Here is a 23,643-nt window from a genome sequence, read left to right on the forward strand (position 1 = left end):
CTACTCCGCCGCCAGCATCGTCCGCGCGGGCAGGCCCTCCAGCGCGGCCGGCTTCGGGCCGCCGGTCGCCCAGTCGAGCAGTTCCGCCGTGTGGACGATCGGGATGTTCGTCCCCTTCCCGATCTGCGTGGCGCAGCCGATATTGCCGGTGGCGATGAGGTCGGGGCGCATGCGCTCGATATTGGCGACCTTCCGGTCGCGCAGGCGATTGGCGATCTCGGGCTGGAGGATGTTGTAGGTGCCGGCCGAGCCGCAGCAGATATGGCCTTCCGGCACGTCTTTCACGGTGAAGCCCGCCGTCTTCAGGAGGGTCTTCGGCTCGGTGCGGATGCCCTGCCCGTGCTGCATCGAGCAGGCGGAGTGATAGGCGACGACGAGGTCGGTCTCGAGGATCGGCGGCATCAGGCGGATGCCGGCCATGAATTCCGTGACGTCCTTGGCGATGGCGGAGACCCGCCTCGCCTTCTCCGCATAGGCCGGCTCCTCGCGGAACATGAAGCCGTAATCCTTGATCGTCGTGCCGCAGCCCGAGGCCGTGACGAGGATGGCGTCGAGGCCCGCGCCGTCCATCTCGGCGATCCAGGCATCGATGGTGCGCCGCGCCTGGGCGTGGGACGCGTCCGCCTTGCCCATGTGGTGGGTGAGCGCGCCGCAGCAGCCCTCCCCCTTCGCCTGCACGACCTCGACGCCGTGGCGGGTGAGGAGGCGGATCGCCGCCTCGTTGAAATCGGGCCGCAGCACGCTCTGGGCGCAGCCGCGCAGGAGCGCGACCCGGCCGGTGCGCGCGGGCGCCGCCTCGCCGTGCAGGGCGGCGCTGGCCTCCAGCGCGCGGGTCTCGGGCGGGAAGGTGCCGGGCCGGTCGGTGGGGTTGCGGTTGGGCAGTTGCGCCGGAGCGAGATCGAGCATCGCCGCGAGGCGGTTGCCGACGCGCGGCAGGCGCGCGACCAGGGGCCGGAACGGCGCGCCGAGCTTGGCGCCCAGCAGGGCCAGCCGGAAGCGGTTCGGGTAGGGCAGCACGAAGGCCAGCACGGCGCGCAGCAGGCGGTCGCTCAAGGGGCGCCGGTAGGTCTCCTCGATATGCGCGCGGGCATGGTCGACGAGGTGCATGTAATGCACGCCGGACGGACAGGTCGTCATGCAGGACAGGCAGGATAGGCAGCGGTCGACGTGCTTGACCACCTCCGGCACGGCGGGCTTTCCGCCCTCCAGCATGTCCTTGATCAGGTAGATGCGCCCACGCGGGCTGTCGAGTTCGTCGCCGAGCAGCAGGTAGGTCGGGCAGGTCGCGGTGCAGAACCCGCAATGCACGCAGGTCCGCAGGATCTTTTCCGACGCGGCCATCGCCGGGTCCGCGAGCTGCGTCAGGCTGAAGTTGGTCTGCACGGCGTGTCCTCGGGTCCACCCTCGCGCCGTGCATCGGCCCGGCGTGAGCCCGGCGCGTGTCGGCATCGTCGTTACTGCGGCGTCAGTTTAGAGACATTCGCACCGGATGCCGAGCTTTGGAACCGCTCTCAACAGCGCAGCGACCGGCCGCCGACGCGATCGCCGGCCGGAACGAACCTCGTCCGGGGCGCGGCCCGTCAGATCCCCGCGTACATCCGTCCCGGATTGAACAGGCCCTTCGGGTCGTGCGCCGCCTTGATGCCCTGGGTGATCCGCGTCAGCGGGTCGGAGAGCGGCTCGAACACCGGCACGGCGGCCCGCACGGGATCGGGCGCGCGCACCAGGGTGGCGTGCCCGCCCTGCGCCCGAACCGCCGCGCGGATCGTCTCGGCGCCCGCATCCCCCCGCGCGTCGGTGGCGAGCCAGATCAGGCCGCCGCCCCAATCGTAGAACCAGCGGGCGTCCCGCTGCGTGCCGATCGCGGCCGTGACGGCGGGCCCGTGGGTCGGCGCCGTCGCGATGCGCCAGATCGCGGCCGCCCTCGGCTCCGCGAAGGGGGCGGCATCGCGGATGCGGGCCCAGAGGTCGTCACCCGCCGCGCCCTCGACGATCTCGGGCTCGCCGAAGCGCCGGAGCAGCCGGCGCAACTCGCCGAGGCGATAGTCGATCGACTCCGAGAAGCCCTCGATCCGCATCAGGGTCCTGGCGGAAGCGCCCTCGATCCCGGCCGGCAGGTGGGCGGCACCGGTGAGTTCGAAGGGCGAGCCGAGGGCCGCCGACAGGGCCGTGACGGCGCGGGCATCGTCGAGACCGGGAAACGCCAGGGTCGCCACCCGCTCCTGGCGCGGCAGGACCTTGAAGGTCACCTCGGTGAGGAGGCCGAGGGTGCCCCAGGAGCCGGCCATCAGCTTCACGAGGTCGAGACCCGTGACGTTCTTCATCACCCGTCCGCCGGACTTGATCGCCTCGCCGCGCCCGTTGACGAAGCGCACGCCGATGAGGCTGTCGCGCGCCGCGCCCGCGTTGATCCGGCGCGGGCCGGAATTGTTCACCGCCGCCACGGCGCCGAAGCTCGGCTCGCCCTGCGTGCCCATCAGGCCCCGATGATCCATCGGCTCGAAGGGCAGCATCTGCCCGCGCGCCGCGAGCAGGGCCTGGACCTCGGCGAGCGGCGTGCCCGCGCGGGCGGAGACCACCATCTCGGCGGGCTCGTAGAGGGTGATGCCGGAGAGCTTCGCGGCCGAGAGCGTCGCCTCGTCCTGGGCCGGCCGGCCGATCCCAGCCTTGGTCCCGCCGCCGACGAGCCGCAGCCGCTCGGGCGCCGCCGCCGCCGCGCGGACGATCTCGGCCGCCGCGTCCTCGTCGTGAGGCTCGTATGAAGGCATCGTTTCCTGCCCGATCCGGGATGCTCTGCGGCATCCGCGATCCTGTTCGTGAAATGATAGCTTAACGGAGGATGCGCGCGATGGCATCCGGCCGCGCGGGCCTATTCGGCCTCGGCTGAGGCGGGCGTCAGGCCGGGGTGGCGCGCGAAGCGGGCCTCGGCGTGCCCGCGCAGGCCCGCGATGTCGAAGAGCCAGACGAGGGCGCCGTAGACCACGATCCCGAGCGGGATGCAGAGCGCCAGGGCGCGGGCCGGATCGCCGTGCCGCAGGGGCACGAGGCAGAGCGCCATCGCCAGCGCGGCGATTCCGGCCGCGAAGATGTCCCACCACGGCAGGGACAGGCGGTCGCGTCCCGTGAGCGCGCGGAGAGCCAGGAGCAGCGTGGCGGCGGCGAGCCCCCCGGTCTGCGCGATCGCGACGCCCTCCGGACCGAGGAGCGGGGGCAGGAGCCAGAGGCCGAGACCGTTCACGCCGAGCCCGACCAGGGCGGCGGCGATCACCGGGCGGGTCCGCCGGCGGATCTGGAAGATCGGGTTGAGGGCGAAGTTCATCATCGCGAGGCAGAAGAAGCCCGGAATCATCAGCTCGGCATAGGCCGAGAACGGGCCTCGGAACGCCTCCGGCACCACCAGGGCCTGGAGCGCCGGCAGCACGGCCCAGAACCCGACGGCGCAGGGCAGCAGCAGGGCGACGACCACGCCGACATTGCGTCCGACCTGACGCTCGGCGGCCGCTCTGCCCTCCTCCTCCTCGACCCGGACGGCGAGCTGGAACAGCAGCAGGTCGAGGGCGGTGCCGAGGGTGCCGATGCTGCGGGTGGTGACGTCTGCGGCGAGCGCGAAGTAGCCGGCCTCCGCGAGGCCGCCATGGGCCGCGATGCTGCCCCGGTTGATGAAGGGGAGGAGCTGGTAGATCGCGTTGGCGGCGATCAGCGGCAGGCCGTAGGCGACGAAGAGCCGCCAGGTCTCGCGCAGGCGAACCCGCACGCGGGGGGCGACGGGATCGCGCAAGGGTCCGCGCAGGAGCAGGATCGCGAGGGCCTGGCTCACGCCCGCGGCGGCCAGCACCCAGACCGGCTGGGGGAAGAACCAGGCGGCGCCCGCCATCATGGCGAAGGCGAGGCCGTTCTTGATCGCGACCAGCTTGAAGTAGAGCCCGCCGTCGAAACGGGCCCGGGCGAGCGCCGCGTGATAGTCGAAGATCCCGATGCCCAGCGCGGCGATCGCCGCGCCGGCCGTCATCGCGAGGCGCCCGTCGGCGCCGGGCTCGAAGGTGAGGCCGAGGCCGGCGCAGAGCAGGGCCGCGGCGAACAATGCCAGGGCGAGGATGGCATAGGCCCGGTCGAGGCCCTGGCGGATCCAGGGCTCGTCGACCCGCACGCGCGCCGAGTAGAACCGGGTCGCCGAGAGGCGCAGCCACTCGAAGAGCACGGTGTTGGCCACGATGGCGCCGGCCGTGGCGAGCGCGAACAGGCCGAAATCGGCGGGTCCCAGCAGCTTGGCGATGAGCAGGCCGAGGACGAAGTTCAGCCCGGCATTGAGGACGAAGGCAGCGATCACGGCCATGGGGCGGACGAATCATCCTCGGATGCCGGCGCGAAGCGGCGCCCCCGTCTAGCGCGGGAGCGCAAACATTCCGTCAACCAGTCACAACCAGCCCCGAATCCGGAAGAAAACGATCGGAATGATGGCGCTGAGCGCGATCAGCGTCAGGCCGTAGGGATAACCGTAGAGCCAGTCGAGTTCCGGCATGTGCTTGAAGTTCATGCCGTACATCGAGGCGATCAGGGTCGGCGGGATGCCCACCACCGAGGCGACGGTGAGAACCCGGAAGGTGTTGTTCTGCTCGATGCTGATCAGGCCCAGCGTCGCGTCGAGGAGGAACTGAACGTTCTCCGAGAGCCGGATCTCGAATTCGTCGAGGGAGGCGATGTCGCGTCGCACCGCCTCGAAGCGCGGCACCTGCTCCTCGCCCAGCATCTGCTCGCACTCGTTGGCCACGAAGGGCACGATGCGCTCCAGGCCGAGGAGGCTGGAGCGGATCTTGCCGAGCGCCTTTCCGCGCCGGCCGATGCCGCGCAGGATGCGGCGCAGGGCCAGGTCGCGCCGACGCGGGGTCTGGCTCGACGCGCGGGCATCCCCCGCGACCGCGCCGCTGCGGACGTCGAAGTCGAAGATCCGCGTCGAGAGCGCGTCGAGGTCGGCCCCCATGTCCTCCAGGGCGTCGGCGAGGCTGTCGACCAGTTCCTCCATCAGCAGCAGGAAGATCTCGGTGCTCGTGGTGCAGGGGCCGTCGCCGGTGTCGATCCGCTTCTTCACCTCGGCGAAGGCGTGCAGATCGTGGAAGCGCACGGTGACGAGGCGGTCCTTCGTCAGGACGAAGCCCAGGGGCTTCAGCTGCGAATCGAGCTTGTCGAACGTGATCATCGGCGAGGAGAGCGAGAATCCGCCCTTGAGGCGGCGCAGCCGGCTCGAATTCTCGACCTCGCTCAGGGCCTTTCGCGAGGGCACGCGGATGCCGGTCGACGCCTCGACGCGGTTCGCCTCCTCGGCGCTCGGATCGTTCAGGTCGATCCACACCGCGTGCGGCGGGCAGGCGCTTTCCGGCGCGTGTGTCTCCGGCTCGACCGCACCCTGCGGTCCATGAAGCTCGATCATCCGCGAAGGACTTTCCGTGGCCACGTGAAAAGAGGGGATGATCCTGTCGCGGAACCGTCGCGGATGCATGCGACGATCTTGACTCGAAAGGCCCGCGCGCCTAACTCGGCGCCATCGTTAGCACTCACCTCAAGAGAGTGCTAACGGCCTGGGTTGAGCGCGCTGCCGCGCCGCATCAACGCCATCCACGAATTTGAAGCAAGAGGGCAGCTCATGAAGTTCCGTCCGCTGCACGACCGTGTCGTCGTCCGCCGCATCGAAGGCGAAGAGAAGACCAAGGGGGGCATCATCATCCCCGACACCGCCAAGGAGAAGCCCCAAGAGGGCGAGATCGTCGCCGTCGGCCCCGGCGCCCGCGACGAGGCCGGCCGCGTGAATCCCCTCGACGTCAAGGCCGGCGACCGCGTGCTGTTCGGCAAGTGGTCCGGCACCGAGGTCAAGATCGACGGTCAGGACCTCCTGATCATGAAGGAATCCGACATCATGGGCGTCGTCGCCTAACACGGCGCGGCCCTCTTCCTTCGTCCCTATCCGAGCCCTTTGAGCGCGCCATTTCGGGCGCCTCGGGGCTTCCCACCAGATCGAGGAATTCAACATGGCAGCGAAAGAAGTCCGTTTCGGCTCCGACGCCCGCGAGAAGATGCTGCGCGGCGTCGACATCCTGGCCGACGCCGTGAAGGTGACGCTGGGCCCCAAGGGCCGCAACGTCGTCATCGAGAAGTCCTTCGGCGCGCCGCGCATCACCAAGGACGGCGTCACCGTCGCCAAGGAGATCGAGCTCTCCGACAAGTTCGAGAACATGGGCGCCCAGATGGTGCGCGAAGTGGCCTCGAAGACCAACGACATCGCGGGTGACGGCACCACCACCGCCACCGTGCTGGCCCAGGCCATCGTCCGCGAAGGCGCCAAGTACGTCGCCGCCGGCATGAACCCGATGGACCTCAAGCGCGGCATCGATCTGGCCACCACCGCCGCCGTGAAGGACATCACGAGCCGCGCCAAGAAGGTCGCCTCGTCCGAGGAAGTCGCCCAGGTCGGCACCATCTCGGCCAATGGCGACAAGGAAATCGGCGAGATGATCGCCCACGCCATGCAGAAGGTCGGCAACGAGGGTGTCATCACCGTCGAGGAGGCCAAGACCGCCGAGACCGAGCTCGACGTCGTCGAGGGCATGCAGTTCGACCGCGGCTACCTCTCCCCGTACTTCATCACGAACGCGGAGAAGATGGTCGCCGAGCTCGAGGACCCCTACATCCTCATCCACGAGAAGAAGCTGTCGTCGCTCCAGGCGATGCTGCCGGTGCTCGAGGCCGTGGTGCAGACCGGCAAGCCGCTCGTCATCATCGCCGAGGACATCGAGGGCGAGGCTCTGGCCACCCTCGTGGTGAACAAGCTGCGCGGCGGCCTCAAGGTCGCGGCCGTCAAGGCGCCTGGCTTCGGCGATCGCCGCAAGGCCATGCTCGAGGACATCGCGATCCTGACCCAGGGTCAGATGATCGCCGAGGACCTCGGCATCAAGCTCGAGAACGTCACCCTGCCGATGCTCGGCCGCGCCAAGCGCATCCGCATCGAGAAGGAGACCACCACGATCATCGACGGTCTCGGCGAGAAGGCGGACATCGAAGCCCGCGTCGGCCAGATCAAGGCGCAGATCGAGGAGACCACCTCGGACTACGACCGTGAGAAGCTCCAGGAGCGCCTGGCCAAGCTCGCCGGCGGCGTCGCGGTCATCCGCGTCGGCGGCGCGACCGAGGTCGAGGTCAAGGAGAAGAAGGACCGCGTCGACGACGCGCTCAACGCCACCCGCGCTGCGGTGGAAGAGGGCATCGTCCCCGGCGGCGGCACCGCGCTGCTCCGCGCCCGTGAGGCCGTCCGCGCCCTCACGAGCGACAACCCGGACGTCCAGGCCGGCATCAAGATCGTGCTGAAGGCCCTCGAGGCCCCGATCCGCCAGATCGCCGCCAACTCGGGCGTCGAGGGCTCGATCGTGGTCGGCAAGATCACCGACAACACCTCTTCGATCACCTACGGCTTCAACGCCCAGACCGAAGAGTACGTCGACATGATCCAGGCCGGCATCGTCGACCCGGCCAAGGTCGTGCGCACCGCCCTGCAGGACGCCTCCTCCATCGCCGGCCTGCTGGTGACCACGGAAGCCATGATCGCCGATGCTCCGAAGAAGGATTCCGCCGGCGGCGGCATGCCGGGCGGCGGCGGCATGGGTGGCGGCATGGGCGGCATGGACTTCTAAGAAGTCCGGTCTTCCAGACCCAGAAGAAGAAAGGGGGTCGCCGAAAGGCGGCCCCTTTTTCGTTCGTCGACGCCGCGCGGACTCGGCGCTATCGCGTTCAGATCAACGCGAGGTCGCTCGGCACGGCATCGGGGAAGATGCGCCGGAGGCCGGCACCGTCGAGCCCATAGAGCCGTTGCAGCAGGCCTCCCAGCATCGACCGGTAATCCGTGAGCACGGGATAGTCGCGGTTCTGGAACAGGTGCGCCTCGTCCGCGCGCACCTGCGGCCCGGCGATCCGCCCGCCACGAACGCCGCCCCCGAGCACCCAGTAGACGCTGCCGTGCCCGTGATCGGTGCCGCGATTGCCGTTCTCGCGGAAGGTGCGGCCGAACTCGGAGACCACGACCACGACGGTGTCGCTCCAGCCGGCACCGATCTCCTGGATGAAGCCGGAGAGGCCCCGGCCGAGTTCGCCGAGACGGTCGGCGAGATAGCCGGTGGCGCCGCCCTGGTTCACGTGGGTGTCCCAGCCGCCGACATCGACGAAGCCGAGGTTGAACTGGTCGCGCATCAGGCGCCCGATCCGCCGGGCGGCCAACTCGAACCCCTTGGGCGAGACCGCGCCGCGATCCGCCTGGGCCTGATGGTCGGAGATCGTGCGATAGACCTCGTCGCGGACGCGAAACCCCTCGTTCACCGCGCCCGCCAGCGGGCCGCCGGCATACATCGCCCGGATGAGGTCGGCCTGCCGCTCGTCGATCCCCGGCTTGCCGACGCCATTGATGGCGATGTTCGGCACGGGCTCCGGCCCCCGGAAGATCAGCGGCGACTGCTCGGTGAAAGCGATGGGACGCACCCGGGTGAGTTCCACGGCCAGCCGCGCCATGAAGCCGGACTGGTAGTTGCGCGACTCGCCGACGGTCTGCCCGAGCTCGATCGTGTCCTGCGTCTCGAAATGGCTGCGGGTGAGGTCGCTGGTGCCCGCGAACGGCACGAAGGCCGCCTCCCCCTTGGCGAAGAGCGGCAGGATGGTGTCGCGCAAGGCGGGGTGCAGGCTCCAGTCGGCGTCGAGCGCCAGGGCGGCGGCGGGATTGGCGAGGTCCGGCCGGGCGACCGCGAGATTCGGGCGGGCGCGGTAATAGAAGTCGCTCCCCGTGGGGATCACCACGTTGGCGGCGTCGTAGGCGCCGCGCAGGAAGACGACGAGCAGGCGGGCATCGGCCTTGGGCGCCGCCCAGACCCGGCCCGCCACGGTGCTGGCCCCGAGCGCACCCGCGGTACGGATCAGATCACGCCTGTTCATCGCTCTCGCTCCGTCAGCGCATGAATTCGGGAGAGGACAGGAACAGGGTGTTCCAGTCCTGCGGCGAGGTCGCCCGTCCGAGCGCCGCCCGGGTCTGCCCCGTGAGCGTGGCCGCGAGGGCGCCGAAATAGAGGCGGTTCTGAAGGAGCGGGAAGGCCGGCTCCTCCACCGCGTCGGGCATCGGTGGCTTGAACAGCCCGGCCGGCCCGCCTCCGATCTGCCGGGCGATCTCGAACCGGGTCGTCAGCTGGCCGGGGCCGTTCCAGGCCGCCGCGTCGAGGGGATAGCCGTCGGGGGTCGAGCGGTTGAACAGGCCCTCGCCGAGGCGGCCGAGCCAGCCCTGGACCGGGCCGGTGTTGAGGATGACCCGGTCGTCATAGGCCAGCCTGACGGCCGAGAGGACGTAGCGCATCGGGTCCTTGAACCCGGTGCCGAGGCCAGCCTGGAATTCGGGGGCATGCACCAGCACATCCAGGATCGCGGCGATATCGCCGTCCGTGCGCCCGAAGACGCCGGCGAGGCGATCGACCAGCGCGTCGGACGGCGGATGTCCCAGCAGGTAGGCGGCCATCGCCCTCGTGACGTTGCGCGCCGTCGCGGGGTGCCGGCACAGGATGTCGAGCGCCTCGGCGATCTCGGCAAAGCCCCGGCCCCGGATCGGATGGCCGAGCAGGATCTTCTCGCCGAAATCGTGCCGGGCCGGGTTGAAGAGGAACGGCCCCCTGCGCACGAGGGCGCCCTGCAGCTCGGGCTTGAGCTTCGGATGCTCAGGACGGACCTCGATACCGGCTCCGGTGAGGATGCGGGCGAGGTCCTCGACGTCGTGCTGCGTGTAACCGCCTCCGACGCCGAGCGTGTGCAGCTCCATCAACTCGCGCGCATAATTCTCGTTGAGGCGGCCGGCGGCGTTCTCGGCATTGTCGAGGTAACGCAGCATCGCGGGGTGTTCGAGGGTGGCGCCCAGGAGGTCGCGGAAGCGGCCGAGGGCGTGCGGACGGATGGCGGTGTCGAGGTAATCGCCCACCATCGCGCGGACGTTGGCCTTGCCCTGGTAGACGCTGAAACGGTTGAACCAGAACCAGGTCATCCGCTCCCGGATCTGGTCCGGGGCGTAGAGGGCACGCAGGATCGTGTCGGAGACGGAACGGCGGAGCGCGTCGTTCAGGGCACCCTGATAGGCGGATTGCGCCGCCTTCTTCGCCTCCGGGTCGGACAGCGCGTTGGCGGCCTTCGCCTGCGCGTCCAGGGCGGCCAGCCGATCGAGCAGCTCGCCCGATGGTTGCCCGGCGTCGATCCGGGCCTGCACCGCCGGCGGCAGGACGGACGGGCCGCCGGGCCGCAACTGCGCCGCCAGCCAGGCCTCGCGCCCCTGCGCCGCGAGGGCGGCGTAGCTCGTCGCGTTCGCCCCCCAGGTCAACGCATCGAGGAGCGCCAGATCCGCCGCGGGCGGCGGGGCCGCGCGGGCCGGCCCCGCCGCCATCAGGACACCGAGCACGACGCAACGAAACAATGAACCCGGACGAGGACCGGCCACGGGCGAATCTCCGGCTGTCGACGGGGATCGATACCGCCACGCAAACGTGGCGGCGACGTGATCGTCCAAACGCGGCCGCCGGCTACTTCTTCGCCTTGCCGTGCTTGGTCGCCCCGCCTTTCCCCTGTGCCTTCGACTTCGACGCCTTCGCGTCGTGGTCCTTGCCGTCCCAGCGCGCCGCGAAGGCGGCCGAGCCGAGCGCGCGCGTCACCTTCGGAGCCTTGACGGAAGGACGTTCCGCCTCGGCCCCCTTGCCCTTCGGCGTCGCCGCCGCCGCTTTCGCGACGGGTTGGGCGCCGGCCCCGAGAGCGGCCAGATGACGGCGCGGCCAGTCCGGCGCTGCGGTCTTGAGGTCGGGATGGTGCCTGTCGAGGCGCGTCACGAGGCTCTTCGTCTCGGCATCGGTGAGGCCGTCGAGCACCAGTGCGAAGGTCTCGGAGCCGAGGCCCTCGCGCACGCGGCGCAGGCCGTCGAGCATCAGGCCCTTGGCCTTCAGCTGCTTCACCACGAGCATGCGCCCGGTCTTGGCGAGATCGCCGCGAATGTCCGGAAACAGCTCGGGCGCGCGGACGATCACTCCGAGAATCGCGGCGCCATCCACATCAAGAGCCACCGAAAACCCCCTTCACTTCCGTCACGAGCGGGATGAGGACACTGGAAACGTGCGGGCCGTACTTACCCGAGAGTGTCGGCGGAACCTCGCGCGGCATCAGCGCCTCGGCCAAAGCGGCCGCCTGCGGGACGCGCGTCGCGAACAGCCGGAACCCGGCATCGTCCGCATCCGCCTCCGCCTGGAGGCGGGCCAGGGTATGCTGCTGCTGGCGCACCTGCTGCTGGAAGCGCGTGACCAGCACGTGCGGCGGACGCAGCGGCGCGGGCTGGCCGCCACGCCGACCGGAGCTGCCCCAGACCGTCTGCACGAAGGCGTCGAGCCCGTAGGTCGAGAGGTAATCGGCGATCGAGGCGACGATCACGAGGTCCGCGCCCCGGACGGCGACCTCCGTGACCGGCGAGATGCCCGGCGCGCAATCGAACAGGATGTAGTCGTAGCGGGCCGCGAGCGGCACGAACTCTTCCTGAAAGATCGTCCGGAGCTGGTCCTCGATGGCGCGCATCGAGCAGTTCCGCTCCGTCAGTTCGTAGATGATCTCGCGCTCCACGAGGCGCAGATACGGTCCGGCCGGCAGGAGAGAGACGGACAGGGGCTCGTTCTGATGCGTGGTCACGCTGACCCGATCACGAATGCGCGGCGCGAGCAGCGGCTTCTCGCGGCTCACCAGCTTCAAGGCGAGATAGGCCTCGAGCGTGCGCCCGCGCGCGATCATCTCGGCCAGCAGCGTCTCGCCCGCGAGACAGACCGAGACGCTGGCCTGCGGATCGAGATCCACGACCAGCACCGAGGCGCCATCGGCCGCGAGCGCCTCGGCCAGCATGACCACCGTCGTGGTCTTGCCGACCCCGCCCTTCATGTTCGCCACCGCGATGAGGTGCCCCGAACCATGCGGTCGACGTGCCTGGCCGCTCATACCCGTTGATCCCGCAAAGCCGCCTCCAGTCTCTTCCGGTTCGCCGCCCTCAAGCGCGATTCGAGAAACCCGTCGATGATCGCGCGTGGCGTGGCCTTGCGGCCCGCGTCATCCGATCAAGGACCGGCGTCCCGTCGCCGGCCGGGAGGCTCGAGACCCGAGTGGCCGGCTCGAGGCGATCGTTCCTCGCCAGCGCGTTCGCGCGCAGACCCTCGATCTCCTGGAATCGGAAGCCCATGCGCGGCGGATACCACCGGCATACAATCACAAGATAGCGCGATTCACGCCTCTGGCCGGAATTCTCGGTGGAGGATGCGTCTCGATCCGGCCGCGCTCGATCAGGCCGAACCCGAATGGCTCCGGATCGCGCGCGTCATTCCAAATCCGCTCGATCCCTTCGGGATGGCGGATTCAGGCTTCGCTCGGGCGCCGCGCGAGCCGAGCGAGACCGTCTTCCGCTGCGAATCGAGCGGCGACGGTATCACTGCACCAGCACGGCCTGATCGCAGCGCGTGCCGTCCACCGAGAGATCGGCATAGCCCAGGCGGATTCCGAGAATCCGCAGGGTGTTGTCGAGGACCTTGTCGAGGGCGGGCGTCACGGCCGCGAGCGCGGTCGCGACGGTGCTCTTGATGAGAACGGCGCCGAGGAGACTCTGCCCGTTCACCTGCAGGTCGAGGTCGCCGATCAGGCCGGCGGTCAGGGATTGCGTCAGCCCGCTCGCCGAGACCGAGCGGATCGTGTGCCGGGAGATATCGTCGTCGCTGAAGGTCAGGGCCTGCGCGGCGGGACTTCCGACGGTGACGCGGCCACCGCCCGAGACCGTCAGCAGCGGCGTCACCCTGAGCAGCGTCGCCGGCTGGGACAGATCCGGCGCCCGGGCGCCCGGATCGACGAGGACCTTCGGGATGTCGGCGACCGCGAGATCCGCGACCCCGGTCTGCGCATCCACGACGACCTGGCGGCGCGCGCGATCCGTCCAGGGGCAGGTCACCGAGCGCAGGCTCGCCCGCGCCGTCGCGACCTGGACGTAGAGCGGCAGCGTGAGCGAGCCGAGATTGAGCGGCAGCGTGAGGCTCGCCTCCACGAGGAGGCGCGTCTGCGCCGTGGTCACGCTCGCCTTCGGGCTTCCGGGCTGCACGTAGCCGGAACTCTGGCGCCGCTCGCCGATCCCCAGCGTGAGTTGCGTGCGCAGGAGTCCGGGCACGCTCGCGCCGAGATCCACCGACACCTGGCGATTCCCGTTCGCGACCTGGATCGCTTCCGACAGGATGTCCATCAGGCCGACCGAGGGCCCCTGGGTGCCGGACCCCGGCGCCAGGGACGCCGCGTCCCCGAGATCGATGATCTGACCGATCGGCACGCTGCCGGTCGCCGTCCGGGCCGCGGCGGCGAGTTGCGCGAGGGCCATCGCCGCGGGGCCCCCGCCCGTCGTAGCGTTGGCGGTCGTCTGGAGGGCGGAGAGCACCTGCCCGAGCGTCGCATTGGCGGTGATGACGTCGGTGTAGTTGGCTACCTTCAGGTCGAGGGACGATTGAAGGGCGTCGAGGATTCCGAAGCTGTCGATGCGCAGGCTCGCCAGGGCATCGTAATCCATCGCCGAGAGCGCGACCGGCTTTCCCAGGAGGGCACCGAAGATGCCGTTGACGATTCCGGCATCGAGGCGAAGCAGGCCCGACCCGATGCTGATGGAGGCGAATCGCGCCGAGGCGGCGGTCCCCGAGACGCCGATCTGGACGTCGCGCTTGAAGCCGAGGGCCGGTGCGAAGAAGGTCGGGGTCTGCGTCAGCAGGTCGACCCGGACGGCACTGGGGGATGCCGGGGCGGACACGAAGCGGGCCTCGACCGGTAGTTTCGCATCGCCCGCGTAGAGGCCGGCCTGGACGGTGATCGTCGACTCCGCCGCGTAACCATTGTCCGCGAGAGACTTTCGCGCCACGGCGTCCGCGCGGCCCGGATCGGCCGCCGCGAGGGTGGCGGCGAGGTCGACCGCGCCCTGCGCCTTGCGCCGTGCCACGATCATCGAGCCGTAATCGACGCCGATGGCCGCCACGGCGAGCAGGGCCGTGAAGCCGAGGGCGGTGAAGACGGCGATGGACCCCCGTCGATCGACGAGAAACGGTGCGGTCATAGACCACCCCGCCGGACGCTGACCGTCGTGCGGATGAAGTCCGGCGGCAGGGGAACGAGGCCGGACAGCCCGGAAAACCCCAGGGTCTTGGCGTCGAAGGTGAGCGTCACCGTGTAGAGGGTGGCGTCGGCCGGATCCGCTCCGACCGCGACCGAAACGGTTCCGGGCTTGAACATCGCCCCATCGGTCAAGGCCGTCGCGACGCGCCGGCGGGCGAGATCGCCGCGCTCCTGATCGCTGACGCCCGCGATGGAGGCCCGCGCGGCTTCGGACGCGATCTGCTTCAGGTTGTGGGACGCGCCGAGATAGATTCCGAAGACGACGATCCCGGCAAAGAGAGCGAGCAGGATCGGGACCAGCAGTGCAAACTCGACCGCAGCGTTTCCACGCTGAGAAGCAAAGAAACGGCGAGCGAGACCGATACCGTAGGCTCTGTTTTTCACGATCATTGGCTCGTGGCTGCACGAAAGTGCTTCAACGAGACCGACGATCACACCGTTTTCATAACGAGATCTTTCCGCGACTATCCGGAATCAAGCGAAATTCGATCGTCGCAATAAGGAATATTTAGAGCCTCGCGATGATGGCGGCGCGAGTGAGGCCATGGTACGAATTGGAATATAGTCTTAGCAGACGGCCGAATATCCTCATCGTGCGTTCGCAGGGACCCTGGGCTCACAGCCGCTGCGACATAACGTCATCCGGACGGCCCGCACGTTCGCATCGGCGCAGGCGAACGCGGCGGCAACGGAGGAAATGAAAACGGCTCGGATCGCCTTGATGCGATCCGAGCCGGAACGCGACCCTCGCGGGCGCTAGGAATCAGCGGCCGAAGATGCCCTTGAGGAACTGCGCGGTGCGGTTGCGCTTCTTCTTGCGCTCCAGTTCGTTGGCGTCCTTGACCCAGGCCACCTGCACCACGCGGCGCTCGCCCTCGAAGGGCTCGTGGCCGTGCCAGGAATTGTCGGCGCGCAGGAAGGCGAACATCGTGCCCATGGTCGGCGGGACCTCGACCGCGAAGGGCTCGTAGTTCTTGCCGTCGTAGAGCACCCGCAGGCGGCCGGCGGCCGGCGCGTCCCAGGCGTCGTTCATGTAGATCAGCATCGTCATCACCTTGGACGGCCCGTCGGTGTGGATCGAGCCGTATTTCGGCTGGCTGCGCTTCATGATGGTGGTGAGGCGCGGGCAGGAGACGAGGTCGATGCCGAATTTCTCGCCCATGATGCGGGAAAACTCGTCGCTCTCCAGCTCGTCGATCAGCGCCTTGAAGCGCCCCTTCAGCGCGACCTCGTCGACGGTCAGGTAGCCCGGCTTGGCGATGGCGGGGAAATCCTGGCGGATCTCGGCGACGGCCTCGGGCTTCAGCACGTCGTTGCCGAGGAAGAAGCTGTAGGGCTCGCGCGAAACGGGGGCGGCGCGCACGGCATCAAGGTTGAGGATCGACAATCCCGTCACGGCTGCTGCGGTCATGGCTTCGACGTTCGTCCGTTCGGGCGGACCCGGCCGTCAGGCTGTGGTCGCGCGCTGGGTGGAGCGCCCCACGGGGCGCAATCCCGGTGGATAGAGCGCGCGATTGCGGCGAGCGGACGGCAACCCCTTTCCGCATCACGCGGAAACTGCCATGCTTGGCCGTATCGAAACAGGAAGCGGCGCCGAGTATCGTGACGAGACGCCTCGCACTTGCCCTCTGCGCCGCCCTGGCGACACCGGCCGGTGCCCAGAGCCCCGTCACGACCCAGCGACTGACCTGCGCCGACGCGATGGCCCTGGTGAAGGGCAAGGGCTCCCTCTGGATCAGCCCCGGCGGCGGGGTCGCCGAGCGCTTCGTGCGGGACCGCAGCCAGTGCGGCCTCACGGAGATCGCCGAGCTGCGCTTCGTCCCCACCCGCGACAACCCGGAATGCCCCATCGGCTATCGCTGCCGCGAGCCGGAATTCGGCGACTGGGACTGGTAGCTCCGCGAGGGGCGATCCGCCGCGCGGCGGCGCCACGATCTCGCCACGACCCGCCTGCAATGCCGGGCCGATCCGCGCGCCCCCGGCGCGCGCTCCGACCGATCCAGCACAAGGGACACGCGTATGGCCGCATTGAGGACGGGCCTCGGCCTGCAGGCCGCCGTCACGGCACTCTTTGCCCTCGTGCTGCTGATCGCGCCCGGCGGATCGGCGGCGCCGCTCTACGTCTCCCTGAGCGGCCTCGCCATGGCGGCCATCCTGCTCGCGTCGGGCAAGCTCTCGTCCTACCTCAAGGTTTTCGTCTCGGTTTACGGCATCGGCTACCTGTTCCTGGCCGGCGCCAAGCAACTCGCCGCGATGAGCCTGCTGCCGCCGACCCTCGCCGCGCTCCTGCCGCCGAGCTTCGCCGCCACCGGCGCCGTGGTCTTCGCCGGCCTCGTGCTGGCGATCTCGTATCTCGAGCCGATCCGCGCGATCACGCTCATCGCGGACCCCTACTTCGCCACCACCGACAAGCCGACGCGGGAGATCGGGCCGTTCCGGCTCTTCGGATCGACCGAGGGCAAGGTCGGCCAGCGCCTCGTGGCCCTCTCGATCTTCATCACCTTCGCGCAGGTCGCCCTCCAGCTCAGGCTGAACTTCTGGTTCCGCGACCTCTTCAACGCGCTTCAGGAATATAACGCCGATGCCTTCTGGTATCAGCTCGTCTGGGTCTTCGCGCCGCTCGCCACGATCTGGGTCGTGGTCGGCATGTTCGACACCTTCGTGGACGCCACCCTGCATATCCGCTGGCGCACCTGGCTCACGCGCAGCTTCTACGGCCGCTGGCTCGATGCCGGCACGCATTACCGCGTTCCCTTCACCGGCGAGAGCGCGGACAACCCGGATCAGCGCATCCAGAGCGACGTGAACCTGTTCATCTCGCAGACGACGACGCTCTCCATCCGGCTCCTGTCCCAGGCCGCGACCCTGGTCTCCTTCATGGTCATCCTCTGGGGCCTGTCACGGGACTTCGTCCTGCCCTTCACCGATACGGTGGTGCCGGGCTTCCTGGTCTGGCTCGTGGTCGGCTACGCCGTGGTCGGAACCTGGCTCACCCACGTCATCGGCCGCCCGCTGATCGGGCTCGACTTCCGGCAGGAGAAGGTGGAGGCGGATTTCCGCTTCTCGCTGGCCCGGACCCGCATCTACGGCGAGCAGATCGCGCTGCTGCGCGGCGAGCGTGCCGAGACGGTGCGCCTCGGCACCCTCTTCCACGCGATCATCGACAACTACCTCGGCATCATCGTCCGGCGGATCAAGCTCGGCAGCTTCACCCTGTCCTACAGCCAGATCAGCGTGGTGTTTCCCTACATCCTGGCCGCGCCGTCCTACTTCCTGAAGAAGATCACCCTCGGCCAGTTCCAGCAGACGGGCGACGCCTTCAGCAGCGTGCAATCCTCGCTGTCGTTCTTCATCAACTCCTACGTGACCATCGCGGCCTACCGCGCCAACACCAACCGTCTCTCGTCCTTCAAGCGGGCGATGACCAAGGCCGAGGCGATCGGCGGCACCGGCGAGGGCCTGTTCCAGGGCAACGAGACCGGCGCCGACGTCACCGCCTCCAACCTCAGACTCGGCCTGCCGGACGGACGCGAGATCGTCTCGGCCGAGACCCTCACCCTCGCCAAGGGCGGCGCGACGCTGCTGACGGGTCCGTCGGGCTCGGGCAAGTCGACGCTGTTCCGCGCCATCGCGGGGATCTGGCCGTTCAGCAAGGGCCGGATCGACCTGCCGAAGGGCCAGTCGGCCCTTGTGCTGCCGCAGCGGCCCTACATCCCGCTGGGGACTCTGCGCGGCGCCGTGGTCTATCCCAACACCACCGACATGTTCTCCGACGCGGCGATCCGCGACGCCCTGGTGGCGGCGCAGCTTCCGGCGCTGGTCGATCGTCTCGACGAGATCGACGCCTGGGACCAGCGCCTCTCGGGGGGCGAGCAGCAGCGCCTGGCCGTCGCCCGCGCCGTGCTGGCCAAGCCCGACTGGCTCTTCCTCGACGAATCCACCGCCGCCCTCGACGAGCCGAGCGAGGCGGCGATCTACCGGATGCTGCGCGAGCGCCTGCCGGGCACCACGATCGTCTCCATCGGCCACCGCTCGACCCTGCACGGCCTGCACGACCGGCGCCTCGACATGCAGCCGGCCAATGACGGCCGCTTCGTGCCGCGCGAGGTGCCCGCCCCCGTGGCGGCCGAGTAGCGCCCGGCGCGGACCGAAAACCGCGCTCAGCGCAGGAACGTCACCGCGACCGGCGCCAGGATCGCGGTGAGGAAGGCGTTGAGGCCGAGCGCGATGCCGGCGAACGCCCCCGCGACCTCGTTGACCTGGAAGGCCCGCGCGGTCCCGACCCCGTGGGCGGCGAGGCCCGCCGCGAAGCCGCGGGCCCGCATGTCGCGGATGCGCATCAGGTTCATCAGGGGCGTCACCAGGATGCCGCCCGTCATGCCGGTGAGCATGACGATCACCGCCGCCAGCGTCGGGTCGCCGCCGAGCGTCTGGGCGATGCCCATGGCGACGCCGGTGGTGACGGATTTCGGGGCCAGCGCGACGATGACGTCGCGCGGGATGCCGAAGGCGCGGCCGAGCAGCAGGGCCGAGGCGAGCGCCACCACGGACCCGACCACGAGCGCCGCCAGCATCGGGGCCAGCGAGCGCAGCACGGTGGCGCGATACTCGTAGAGCGGGATCGCCAGCGCGACGGTGGCGGGTCCGAGCAGGAAGTGGACGAACTGCGCGCCCTCGAAATAGGTGGCGTAGGGCGTTCCCGTCACCTCCAGCACGCAGGCCGTGAGGGCGATGGCGACCAGCACGGGGTTCGCCAGCGGATGGCGGTTCGTCGCCTGCGCGATCCGGTCCGCGACGACGTAGGCCATGAGCGTCACGGTCAGCCACAGCAGGGGCGTGCGCGAGAGATAGACCCAGACGGCGAAGTCCCCGGTCATGGCAGGGGCCTCCTCCGCTCGATCGTGGGTTCGGCCTTCGGTTTGGCCTTGGCCAGCCAGCGCGACACGGCCACGAAGGTCAGCGCGGTGGCGGCCAGGGTCGCGACCGTCGAGATCAGCACCACCAGGGCGAGGGCGATGCCGTGCACCGCCAGGACGTCGAGGCGTCCGACGATGCCGGCGCCGGCCGGCACGAACATCAGCGACAGGTTCGCGAGCAGGCCCTTGCCCGTTCCCTCCAGCCGTCCATCGACCAGGGCCGGCGCCAGCACGCGCGGGGCGAGGCGCGGCGCCCGGTCCCGCAGCGCCAGGAACAGCAGCAGCAGGGCCATGCCGATCAGGGGGCCCGGCACCGGCAGGTCGGTCGCCCGCGCCAGGGCCTCGCCGACGAGCTGCGCGAGCAGGATCAGTGTGAGGCAGAGGATCATCGTGTCTTGAGGATCAACGTGGCCCGGGGATCAACGTGGCCTGGGGATCGTCGTGGCCCGTGGATCAACGGAGCGCCACCCGCCCCTCGGCGGCGTTTCGGCGGGCCTCGCCGATGGCCGCCTCGTCGAGGCCGAGCAGGCCGCCGAGGCGCCAGACCAGCGCCTCTTCGAACTCGTGGACGCTGCCATCGGCCCCCGCCACGGACCAGGCCATGGCCAGGAGGCGCGCGCGCCGGTCCGGCCCGACCTCGTGCCCGATCATCTCGACGAGCTGCGCCATGTCGCGGGTCTGGGCATCGAAGGCGGCCGCGCGCGCGATCAGGGCCTCCGCCTCGGCGCGGGTCTCGGTGAAGCGTCCCTCGACCAGTCGGCCGAGCCGTTCGGTCTCCTCGGGCGCGAGGATGCCGTCGGCACGCGCCACGTGAACGAGCAGCGCGATGGCCGCCAGGCGCTCGTCCGCCTCCTCGGCGACGGAATCGTGACCGCCGAGCCCGAAGGCGTCGGCGGCATAGGCGCGAAGGCGGGCGATCAGCGACATGGCGATCCTCGAGGTGCCGGCCCAGCCTTCGGAGGCACGCCTCACCCCGTCAAGCAACCCGCCCCCTCCCCGGAACGAAGGCCGGTCACCGTGTCTCCGATGCATCGATTTTCCGTGGCCTCCGGCCCCGTACGCCGCGCGTTCCAGCTTGCCATCCGCCCCGCCGCCCGATATGACCCTCCCCCGAACGGTCCCCTCCGGAACACAGCGTCCGAACCGGAACCGGGCCGCAATAGCTCAGCTGGTAGAGCACCTCATTCGTAATGAGGGGGTCGGGGGTTCGAATCCCTCTTGCGGCACCATCGATTTCCCACTCTCTTCGTCAGACGATCGCGCCCGCCAAGCACGGGCAAGACCCACGCATGGGCACACTCGCCGTGCGCGTCGCTCGACACGAAGAAGGGAGGCGCCTCGCGACGCCTCCCCTTTCGATCTGCTCAGATTTGGAACGGTTCAGCGCGCGCCGGCATGGTCGCCGTCGCGCAGGGTGCCGGTCGGCTCCTGCACGTGGGCCTCGAGGAACCAGAGCTGCTTGTCGACGCCGCGCGAAACCTCGGTGAGAAGGTCGGAGGTGCCGGCATCGCCCGCCTCGTCGGTGTCGTCGATGTTCTGACGCACGGCGTTGGCGTAGACGCCGTAGCGGTCGATCAGCGCGGCGAGATGGTCGGCGATGGCGTAGGCGTCGAGCGGATAGGGCTTCAGCTTCGAGTCGGCGGCCACGGCCACGGCGGTCCCGCGTGCCGTTCCACCGAGCTGGGTGATGCGCTCGGCGACCTTGTCGTTGTAATCGTCGAGTTCGGTCCGGAAGCCGTCGAGCATCTCGTGGATGCCGATGAACTGGGGACCCTTCAGGTTCCAGTGGGCCTGCTTGACGTCCAGAGCCAGATCGATGCCGTCCGACAGGCGCGCGTTCAGCACCTCGATCGACACCTTCTTGGCGTTCGACTTCGTTCCGTTCTGGGTCTCGTGGAGACGCTGGTTGCCGGCCTGAGCCTTGGAATCAGCCATTCGTGTCGTCCTTTCCTGTCGTCGCGGACGCGTGCCGGTCCTCTCGCCCCATGGCGAGTGCGGTGCGCGCCCCCGGATTTCGTTGAACGTGATTTCGGTCGAGGGGCGGCGAGCGCACCTCACCCGATCAGTCTGGCATTCAACGACGACGTTCGGTTCATGTTCCTATCCATGCGGATATCGCATGCCACCCGCCTGCCATGCGACGGGGCATGCCTCACGGCGCGGCCGGATCGGGTCTGCGAACCTTCATCGGCCTGCGTCGGGCGGGCCTTCCGACAAGTCGGTGACGGGTGCGTAAACGTCATGCCCCGCGAATCGGCGATCACGCCGATCGAATCTTAAGAGTCTGCGGCATAGATCGAAACGGCCGCGAGATGCTTCGGCACCCGCAAGATCCGTCCGCGGTCCTTCCTCCGTCCATTGTCCGGACCTGGTACGAGGCGAATCCGGAGACTGATCAGATGTCCCTCGGACGTGTGGAACGATCGCCCGACATGGCCCGAGCCAACCGGCCTGCCGGAGCGCAGCAGGATGGCGCCAGTTTCGTGACGCCGCCGGAGCCGAATCCGGCGCCCCTGCGCATACTCGTCGTGCACAACCGGTATCAGGTGCGCGGCGGCGAGGATGCGGTGGTGGAGCAGGAGGTCGCGAGCCTCCGCCGCGCCGGTCAGGTCGTCGAGACCCTGTTCCTCGACAACACCGAGATCCGAACGGCCGTGGACCGCCTGCGGACCGCCTACGAGGCGGCCTACGCGCCGAGGGGCATCGCCGCGGTGCTGGACGCCGTGCGGGCCTTCCGGCCGGACGTCGTCCACGCCCACAACGTCTTTCCCCGCATTTCGCCCGGCATGCACGCGGCCGTCGGCGCGACCGGCACGGCGACCGTCCAGACCCTGCACAACTTCCGGGTCACCTGCGCCAACGGCATCCTGATGCGCGATGCCCGCCCCTGCGAGGATTGCATCGGGGGTTCGCCCTACAACGCGGTGCGTCACGCCTGCTATCGCGGGTCCCGCCTGGGCTCGCTGGCGGTGGCCCGGATGATCGACACGCATCGCCGCGCGGGCACGTGGCTGCGGGACGTCGACCGCTTCATCGCCCTGACGGATTTCGCGCGCGCCCGCTTCGTGGCGGCCGGTCTTCCGGAGAGCCGGATCCGCATCAAGCCCAACGGCCTCGCCGATCCGGGCCCGGTCCCGGAGGGCCCGCGCGCCGGCATCCTGTATGTCGGTCGCCTCGGACCCGAGAAGGGCATCCTGCCGCTGGTGGAGGCGGCCCGCCTGACGCGGGCCCGCGTCACCGTCATCGGGGACGGCCCGCTGGTGGATCACGTGCGGGACGTGCCGAACCTGACCTATCTCGGCCCCCGCGACCGGGCCGGCGTGCGGGCGGCGATGGCCGCCGCCGAGGCCGTGGTCGTGCCCTCCCTCTGCTACGAGGGCCTGCCCATGGTGATCGCGGAGGCCTTCAGCGTCGGAACTCCCGTGGTGGTCTCGCGCATCGGCGCGCTGCCCGACCTCGTCGTCGCGGGGGAGACCGGCCTGCATGCCACGCCCGGCGATCCCGCCGCCCTGGCGCAGGCCTTCGACCGGATCGTCCTGAGGCCGGACGCCACCCGCGCCATGGGGCGCGTTGCCCGCCTGGTGTACGAGCGTGAATGGACCGAGGACTCGGTCACGGCTCGTGCGCTCCCGATCTATCGCGAGGCCATCGCCGCCCGCGCCCGCCATTCTCATGGAGACACCCCATGATCCTGTCCGCGTCCGAACCCCTGTGCGACGATGCCGGCCGGCACGCCTGGGGCCACGATCCCGAGATCGCGCATTACGCCCTCGGCGGCGTTCCGATCTCCATCACCGACATGGACGGCCTCGTCGCCGCTCTCGGCCGCCGCCTGCGCCGTGGGCCCGGCACGCCGGGCACCTTCGTGGTGTTTCGCGACGCGCATGGCGTCGTCCGCGCGCAGGACGACCCCGACGTGATGGCGGCCCACGATGCGGCGATGCTCGTCTGCGCCGACGGCCGTCCCCTGGCCTGGATCGGGCGCCTGCGGGGCCACAAGGCGATCGATCAGGTGCCGGGCATCGAATCGGTGGAGGTGGTGTGCCGCGCCGGCCTCGCGGAGGGGTGGAAGCACTTCTTCCTCGGAGGCGGCCCCGGCGTCGCGGAGGCCCTCGCCCGCGAGATGGCGCGGCGTGCGCCGGGTCTCGCGGTCGCGGGTCACGAGACCTTGCCGTACCGCCCCCTCGACGAGGCGGAATCGGACGCGCTCCACCGGCGCATCCAGGCCGCCGGCACGCAGATCCTGTGGATCGGGCTCAGCACGCCGAAGCAGGAACTCTTCATGCACCGGCACGCGCCGTTCCTGCCCGGCACCATCGCGATGGGCGTCGGCGCGGCCTTCGACGTGAACCTCAACACGATCCCGCGCGCGCCCGCGGCGATGACGCGCCTCGGGCTCGAGTGGTTCTACCGGCTGATCCGGGAGCCGCGCCGGCTGGGCCGGCGCTACGCGACGGTCGTGCCGCGCTTCCTCTCCATCGTCGCGCGCGATCGCGGAAACCGCGCGAAACCCTAA

General features: G+C 69.7%; 21 protein-coding genes and 1 tRNA gene. 7 read left to right on the forward strand and 15 right to left on the reverse strand.

Annotated elements, in window-relative coordinates; genetic code table 11:
* The 4 genes from MKK54_RS04445 to MKK54_RS04460 all read right to left on the reverse strand — a co-directional run bounded on the left by MKK54_RS04445 (position 1) and on the right by MKK54_RS04460 (position 5,425).
* Positions 1–1,383 carry a heterodisulfide reductase-related iron-sulfur binding cluster gene (locus tag MKK54_RS04445; protein WP_244009432.1) on the reverse strand — a complete coding sequence of 461 codons (1,383 nt, stop codon included), beginning with the start codon at positions 1,381–1,383 and terminating at the stop codon, positions 1–3.
* Positions 1,384–1,580: 197 nt separating this feature from the next.
* Positions 1,581–2,768: a glycolate oxidase subunit GlcE gene (gene glcE / locus MKK54_RS04450; RefSeq protein WP_244009434.1), complete on the reverse strand. Its 1,188-nt coding sequence runs from the start codon at positions 2,766–2,768 to the stop codon at positions 1,581–1,583.
* A gap of 101 nt (positions 2,769–2,869) precedes the next feature.
* The gene (locus tag MKK54_RS04455; RefSeq protein ID WP_244009435.1) at positions 2,870–4,333 is read right to left on the reverse strand and encodes a lipopolysaccharide biosynthesis protein; all 1,464 of its coding nucleotides are present in this window, start codon (positions 4,331–4,333) and stop codon (positions 2,870–2,872) included.
* 81 nt (positions 4,334–4,414) lie between these two features.
* Positions 4,415–5,425 (reverse strand): magnesium transporter CorA family protein, encoded by a 1,011-nt coding sequence (locus MKK54_RS04460; protein ID WP_244009437.1) that lies wholly within the window; start codon positions 5,423–5,425, stop codon positions 4,415–4,417.
* Positions 5,426–5,638: 213 nt separating this feature from the next.
* On the opposite strand from MKK54_RS04460, the gene groES reads away from it, so the two are divergent.
* Positions 5,639–5,926, forward strand: a complete 288-nt coding sequence (gene groES, locus MKK54_RS04465; RefSeq protein ID WP_018042554.1) for a co-chaperone GroES — start codon at positions 5,639–5,641, stop codon at positions 5,924–5,926.
* Positions 5,927–6,020: 94 nt separating this feature from the next.
* A complete protein-coding gene (gene groL / locus MKK54_RS04470) occupies positions 6,021–7,676 on the forward strand; it encodes a chaperonin GroEL (RefSeq protein ID WP_244009439.1) in 1,656 nt (551 codons plus the stop codon).
* A gap of 97 nt (positions 7,677–7,773) precedes the next feature.
* On the opposite strand, the gene MKK54_RS04475 is transcribed toward groL, so the two are convergent.
* From MKK54_RS04475 to MKK54_RS04505, 7 genes are all read right to left on the reverse strand, one after another.
* On the reverse strand, positions 7,774–8,961 hold the full coding sequence (locus MKK54_RS04475; protein ID WP_244009441.1) for a DUF1501 domain-containing protein: 1,188 nt from the start codon (positions 8,959–8,961) through the stop codon (positions 7,774–7,776).
* Positions 8,962–8,974: 13 nt separating this feature from the next.
* A complete protein-coding gene (locus MKK54_RS04480; protein WP_244009599.1) occupies positions 8,975–10,441 on the reverse strand; it encodes a DUF1800 domain-containing protein in 1,467 nt (488 codons plus the stop codon).
* Between the two features lie 136 nt (positions 10,442–10,577).
* Positions 10,578–11,108: a hypothetical protein gene (locus tag MKK54_RS04485; protein ID WP_244009443.1), complete on the reverse strand. Its 531-nt coding sequence runs from the start codon at positions 11,106–11,108 to the stop codon at positions 10,578–10,580.
* Positions 11,098–12,021, reverse strand: a complete 924-nt coding sequence (locus MKK54_RS04490; RefSeq protein WP_244009445.1) for a ParA family protein — start codon at positions 12,019–12,021, stop codon at positions 11,098–11,100. Before MKK54_RS04490 ends, MKK54_RS04485 begins: the two co-directional genes overlap by 11 nt.
* Positions 12,022–12,502: 481 nt before the next feature.
* The gene (locus MKK54_RS04495; RefSeq protein ID WP_244009447.1) at positions 12,503–14,152 is read right to left on the reverse strand and encodes a TadG family pilus assembly protein; all 1,650 of its coding nucleotides are present in this window, start codon (positions 14,150–14,152) and stop codon (positions 12,503–12,505) included.
* On the reverse strand, positions 14,149–14,646 hold the full coding sequence (locus MKK54_RS04500; RefSeq protein WP_244009449.1) for a TadE/TadG family type IV pilus assembly protein: 498 nt from the start codon (positions 14,644–14,646) through the stop codon (positions 14,149–14,151). The genes MKK54_RS04495 and MKK54_RS04500 overlap by 4 nt, the downstream gene beginning before the upstream one ends.
* Positions 14,647–14,974: 328 nt before the next feature.
* The gene (locus MKK54_RS04505; protein ID WP_313898373.1) at positions 14,975–15,607 is read right to left on the reverse strand and encodes a 2OG-Fe(II) oxygenase; all 633 of its coding nucleotides are present in this window, start codon (positions 15,605–15,607) and stop codon (positions 14,975–14,977) included.
* A 206-nt stretch (positions 15,608–15,813) separates the two neighbouring features.
* Here MKK54_RS04505 and MKK54_RS04510 point away from each other — a divergent pair, with 206 nt between their 5' ends.
* Both MKK54_RS04510 and MKK54_RS04515 read left to right on the forward strand, forming a co-directional pair.
* Positions 15,814–16,107 carry a hypothetical protein gene (locus MKK54_RS04510; RefSeq protein ID WP_409564126.1) on the forward strand — a complete coding sequence of 98 codons (294 nt, stop codon included), beginning with the start codon at positions 15,814–15,816 and terminating at the stop codon, positions 16,105–16,107.
* 123 nt (positions 16,108–16,230) lie between these two features.
* A complete protein-coding gene (locus MKK54_RS04515; protein WP_244009453.1) occupies positions 16,231–18,345 on the forward strand; it encodes an ABC transporter ATP-binding protein/permease in 2,115 nt (704 codons plus the stop codon).
* A gap of 26 nt (positions 18,346–18,371) precedes the next feature.
* Here the strand turns inward: MKK54_RS04515 and MKK54_RS04520 are convergent, their stop codons facing one another.
* From MKK54_RS04520 to MKK54_RS04530, 3 genes are all read right to left on the reverse strand, one after another.
* A complete protein-coding gene (locus MKK54_RS04520) occupies positions 18,372–19,088 on the reverse strand; it encodes an LrgB family protein (RefSeq protein ID WP_244009454.1) in 717 nt (238 codons plus the stop codon).
* Positions 19,085–19,516, reverse strand: coding sequence for a CidA/LrgA family protein (locus MKK54_RS04525; RefSeq protein ID WP_244009455.1), 432 nt, complete (start codon positions 19,514–19,516; stop codon positions 19,085–19,087). The genes MKK54_RS04520 and MKK54_RS04525 overlap by 4 nt, the downstream gene beginning before the upstream one ends.
* 64 nt (positions 19,517–19,580) lie before the next feature.
* Positions 19,581–20,054, reverse strand: a complete 474-nt coding sequence (locus tag MKK54_RS04530) for a TerB family tellurite resistance protein (protein WP_244009456.1) — start codon at positions 20,052–20,054, stop codon at positions 19,581–19,583.
* Between the two features lie 226 nt (positions 20,055–20,280).
* On the opposite strand from MKK54_RS04530, the gene MKK54_RS04535 reads away from it, so the two are divergent.
* Positions 20,281–20,356: transfer RNA gene (locus MKK54_RS04535), tRNA-Thr, on the forward strand.
* Positions 20,357–20,507: 151 nt separating this feature from the next.
* Here MKK54_RS04535 and dps read toward each other — a convergent pair.
* Positions 20,508–21,062, reverse strand: coding sequence for a DNA starvation/stationary phase protection protein Dps (gene dps / locus MKK54_RS04540; protein ID WP_244009458.1), 555 nt, complete (start codon positions 21,060–21,062; stop codon positions 20,508–20,510).
* Positions 21,063–21,559: 497 nt separating this feature from the next.
* Between dps and MKK54_RS04545 the strand changes: the two genes are divergently transcribed.
* Complete coding sequence (locus MKK54_RS04545; RefSeq protein ID WP_244009460.1) at positions 21,560–22,816, forward strand: glycosyltransferase family 4 protein; 1,257 nt, start codon at positions 21,560–21,562, stop codon at positions 22,814–22,816.
* Positions 22,813–23,643: a WecB/TagA/CpsF family glycosyltransferase gene (locus MKK54_RS04550; RefSeq protein ID WP_244009462.1), complete on the forward strand. Its 831-nt coding sequence runs from the start codon at positions 22,813–22,815 to the stop codon at positions 23,641–23,643. The genes MKK54_RS04545 and MKK54_RS04550 overlap by 4 nt, the downstream gene beginning before the upstream one ends.

The sequence above is a fragment of the Methylobacterium sp. J-068 genome (genome assembly GCF_022829445.1).
Taxonomy (GTDB): Bacteria; Pseudomonadota; Alphaproteobacteria; order Rhizobiales; family Beijerinckiaceae; genus Methylobacterium.

Bases quoted from the DNA above. Each gene is read 5' to 3' on its own strand.
- MKK54_RS04455 (WP_244009435.1), bottom strand. From the start codon at position 4,333: ATGGCCGTGATCGCTGCCTTCGTCCTCAATGCCGGGCTGAACTTCGTC.
- MKK54_RS04545 (WP_244009460.1), top strand. From the start codon at position 21,560: ATGGCCCGAGCCAACCGGCCTGCCGGAGCGCAGCAGGATGGCGCCAGT.
- MKK54_RS04495 (WP_244009447.1), bottom strand. From the start codon at position 14,152: ATGACCGCACCGTTTCTCGTCGATCGACGGGGGTCCATCGCCGTCTTC.
- MKK54_RS04475 (WP_244009441.1), bottom strand. From the start codon at position 8,961: ATGAACAGGCGTGATCTGATCCGTACCGCGGGTGCGCTCGGGGCCAGC.
- groES (WP_018042554.1), top strand. From the start codon at position 5,639: ATGAAGTTCCGTCCGCTGCACGACCGTGTCGTCGTCCGCCGCATCGAA.
- MKK54_RS04525 (WP_244009455.1), bottom strand. From the start codon at position 19,516: ATGATCCTCTGCCTCACACTGATCCTGCTCGCGCAGCTCGTCGGCGAG.
- MKK54_RS04515 (WP_244009453.1), top strand. From the start codon at position 16,231: ATGGCCGCATTGAGGACGGGCCTCGGCCTGCAGGCCGCCGTCACGGCA.
- MKK54_RS04530 (WP_244009456.1), bottom strand. From the start codon at position 20,054: ATGTCGCTGATCGCCCGCCTTCGCGCCTATGCCGCCGACGCCTTCGGG.
- dps (WP_244009458.1), bottom strand. From the start codon at position 21,062: ATGGCTGATTCCAAGGCTCAGGCCGGCAACCAGCGTCTCCACGAGACC.
- MKK54_RS04550 (WP_244009462.1), top strand. From the start codon at position 22,813: ATGATCCTGTCCGCGTCCGAACCCCTGTGCGACGATGCCGGCCGGCAC.
- MKK54_RS04480 (WP_244009599.1), bottom strand. From the start codon at position 10,441: ATGGCGGCGGGGCCGGCCCGCGCGGCCCCGCCGCCCGCGGCGGATCTG.
- glcE (WP_244009434.1), bottom strand. From the start codon at position 2,768: ATGCCTTCATACGAGCCTCACGACGAGGACGCGGCGGCCGAGATCGTC.
- MKK54_RS04460 (WP_244009437.1), bottom strand. From the start codon at position 5,425: ATGATCGAGCTTCATGGACCGCAGGGTGCGGTCGAGCCGGAGACACAC.
- MKK54_RS04490 (WP_244009445.1), bottom strand. From the start codon at position 12,021: ATGAGCGGCCAGGCACGTCGACCGCATGGTTCGGGGCACCTCATCGCG.
- MKK54_RS04520 (WP_244009454.1), bottom strand. From the start codon at position 19,088: ATGACCGGGGACTTCGCCGTCTGGGTCTATCTCTCGCGCACGCCCCTG.
- groL (WP_244009439.1), top strand. From the start codon at position 6,021: ATGGCAGCGAAAGAAGTCCGTTTCGGCTCCGACGCCCGCGAGAAGATG.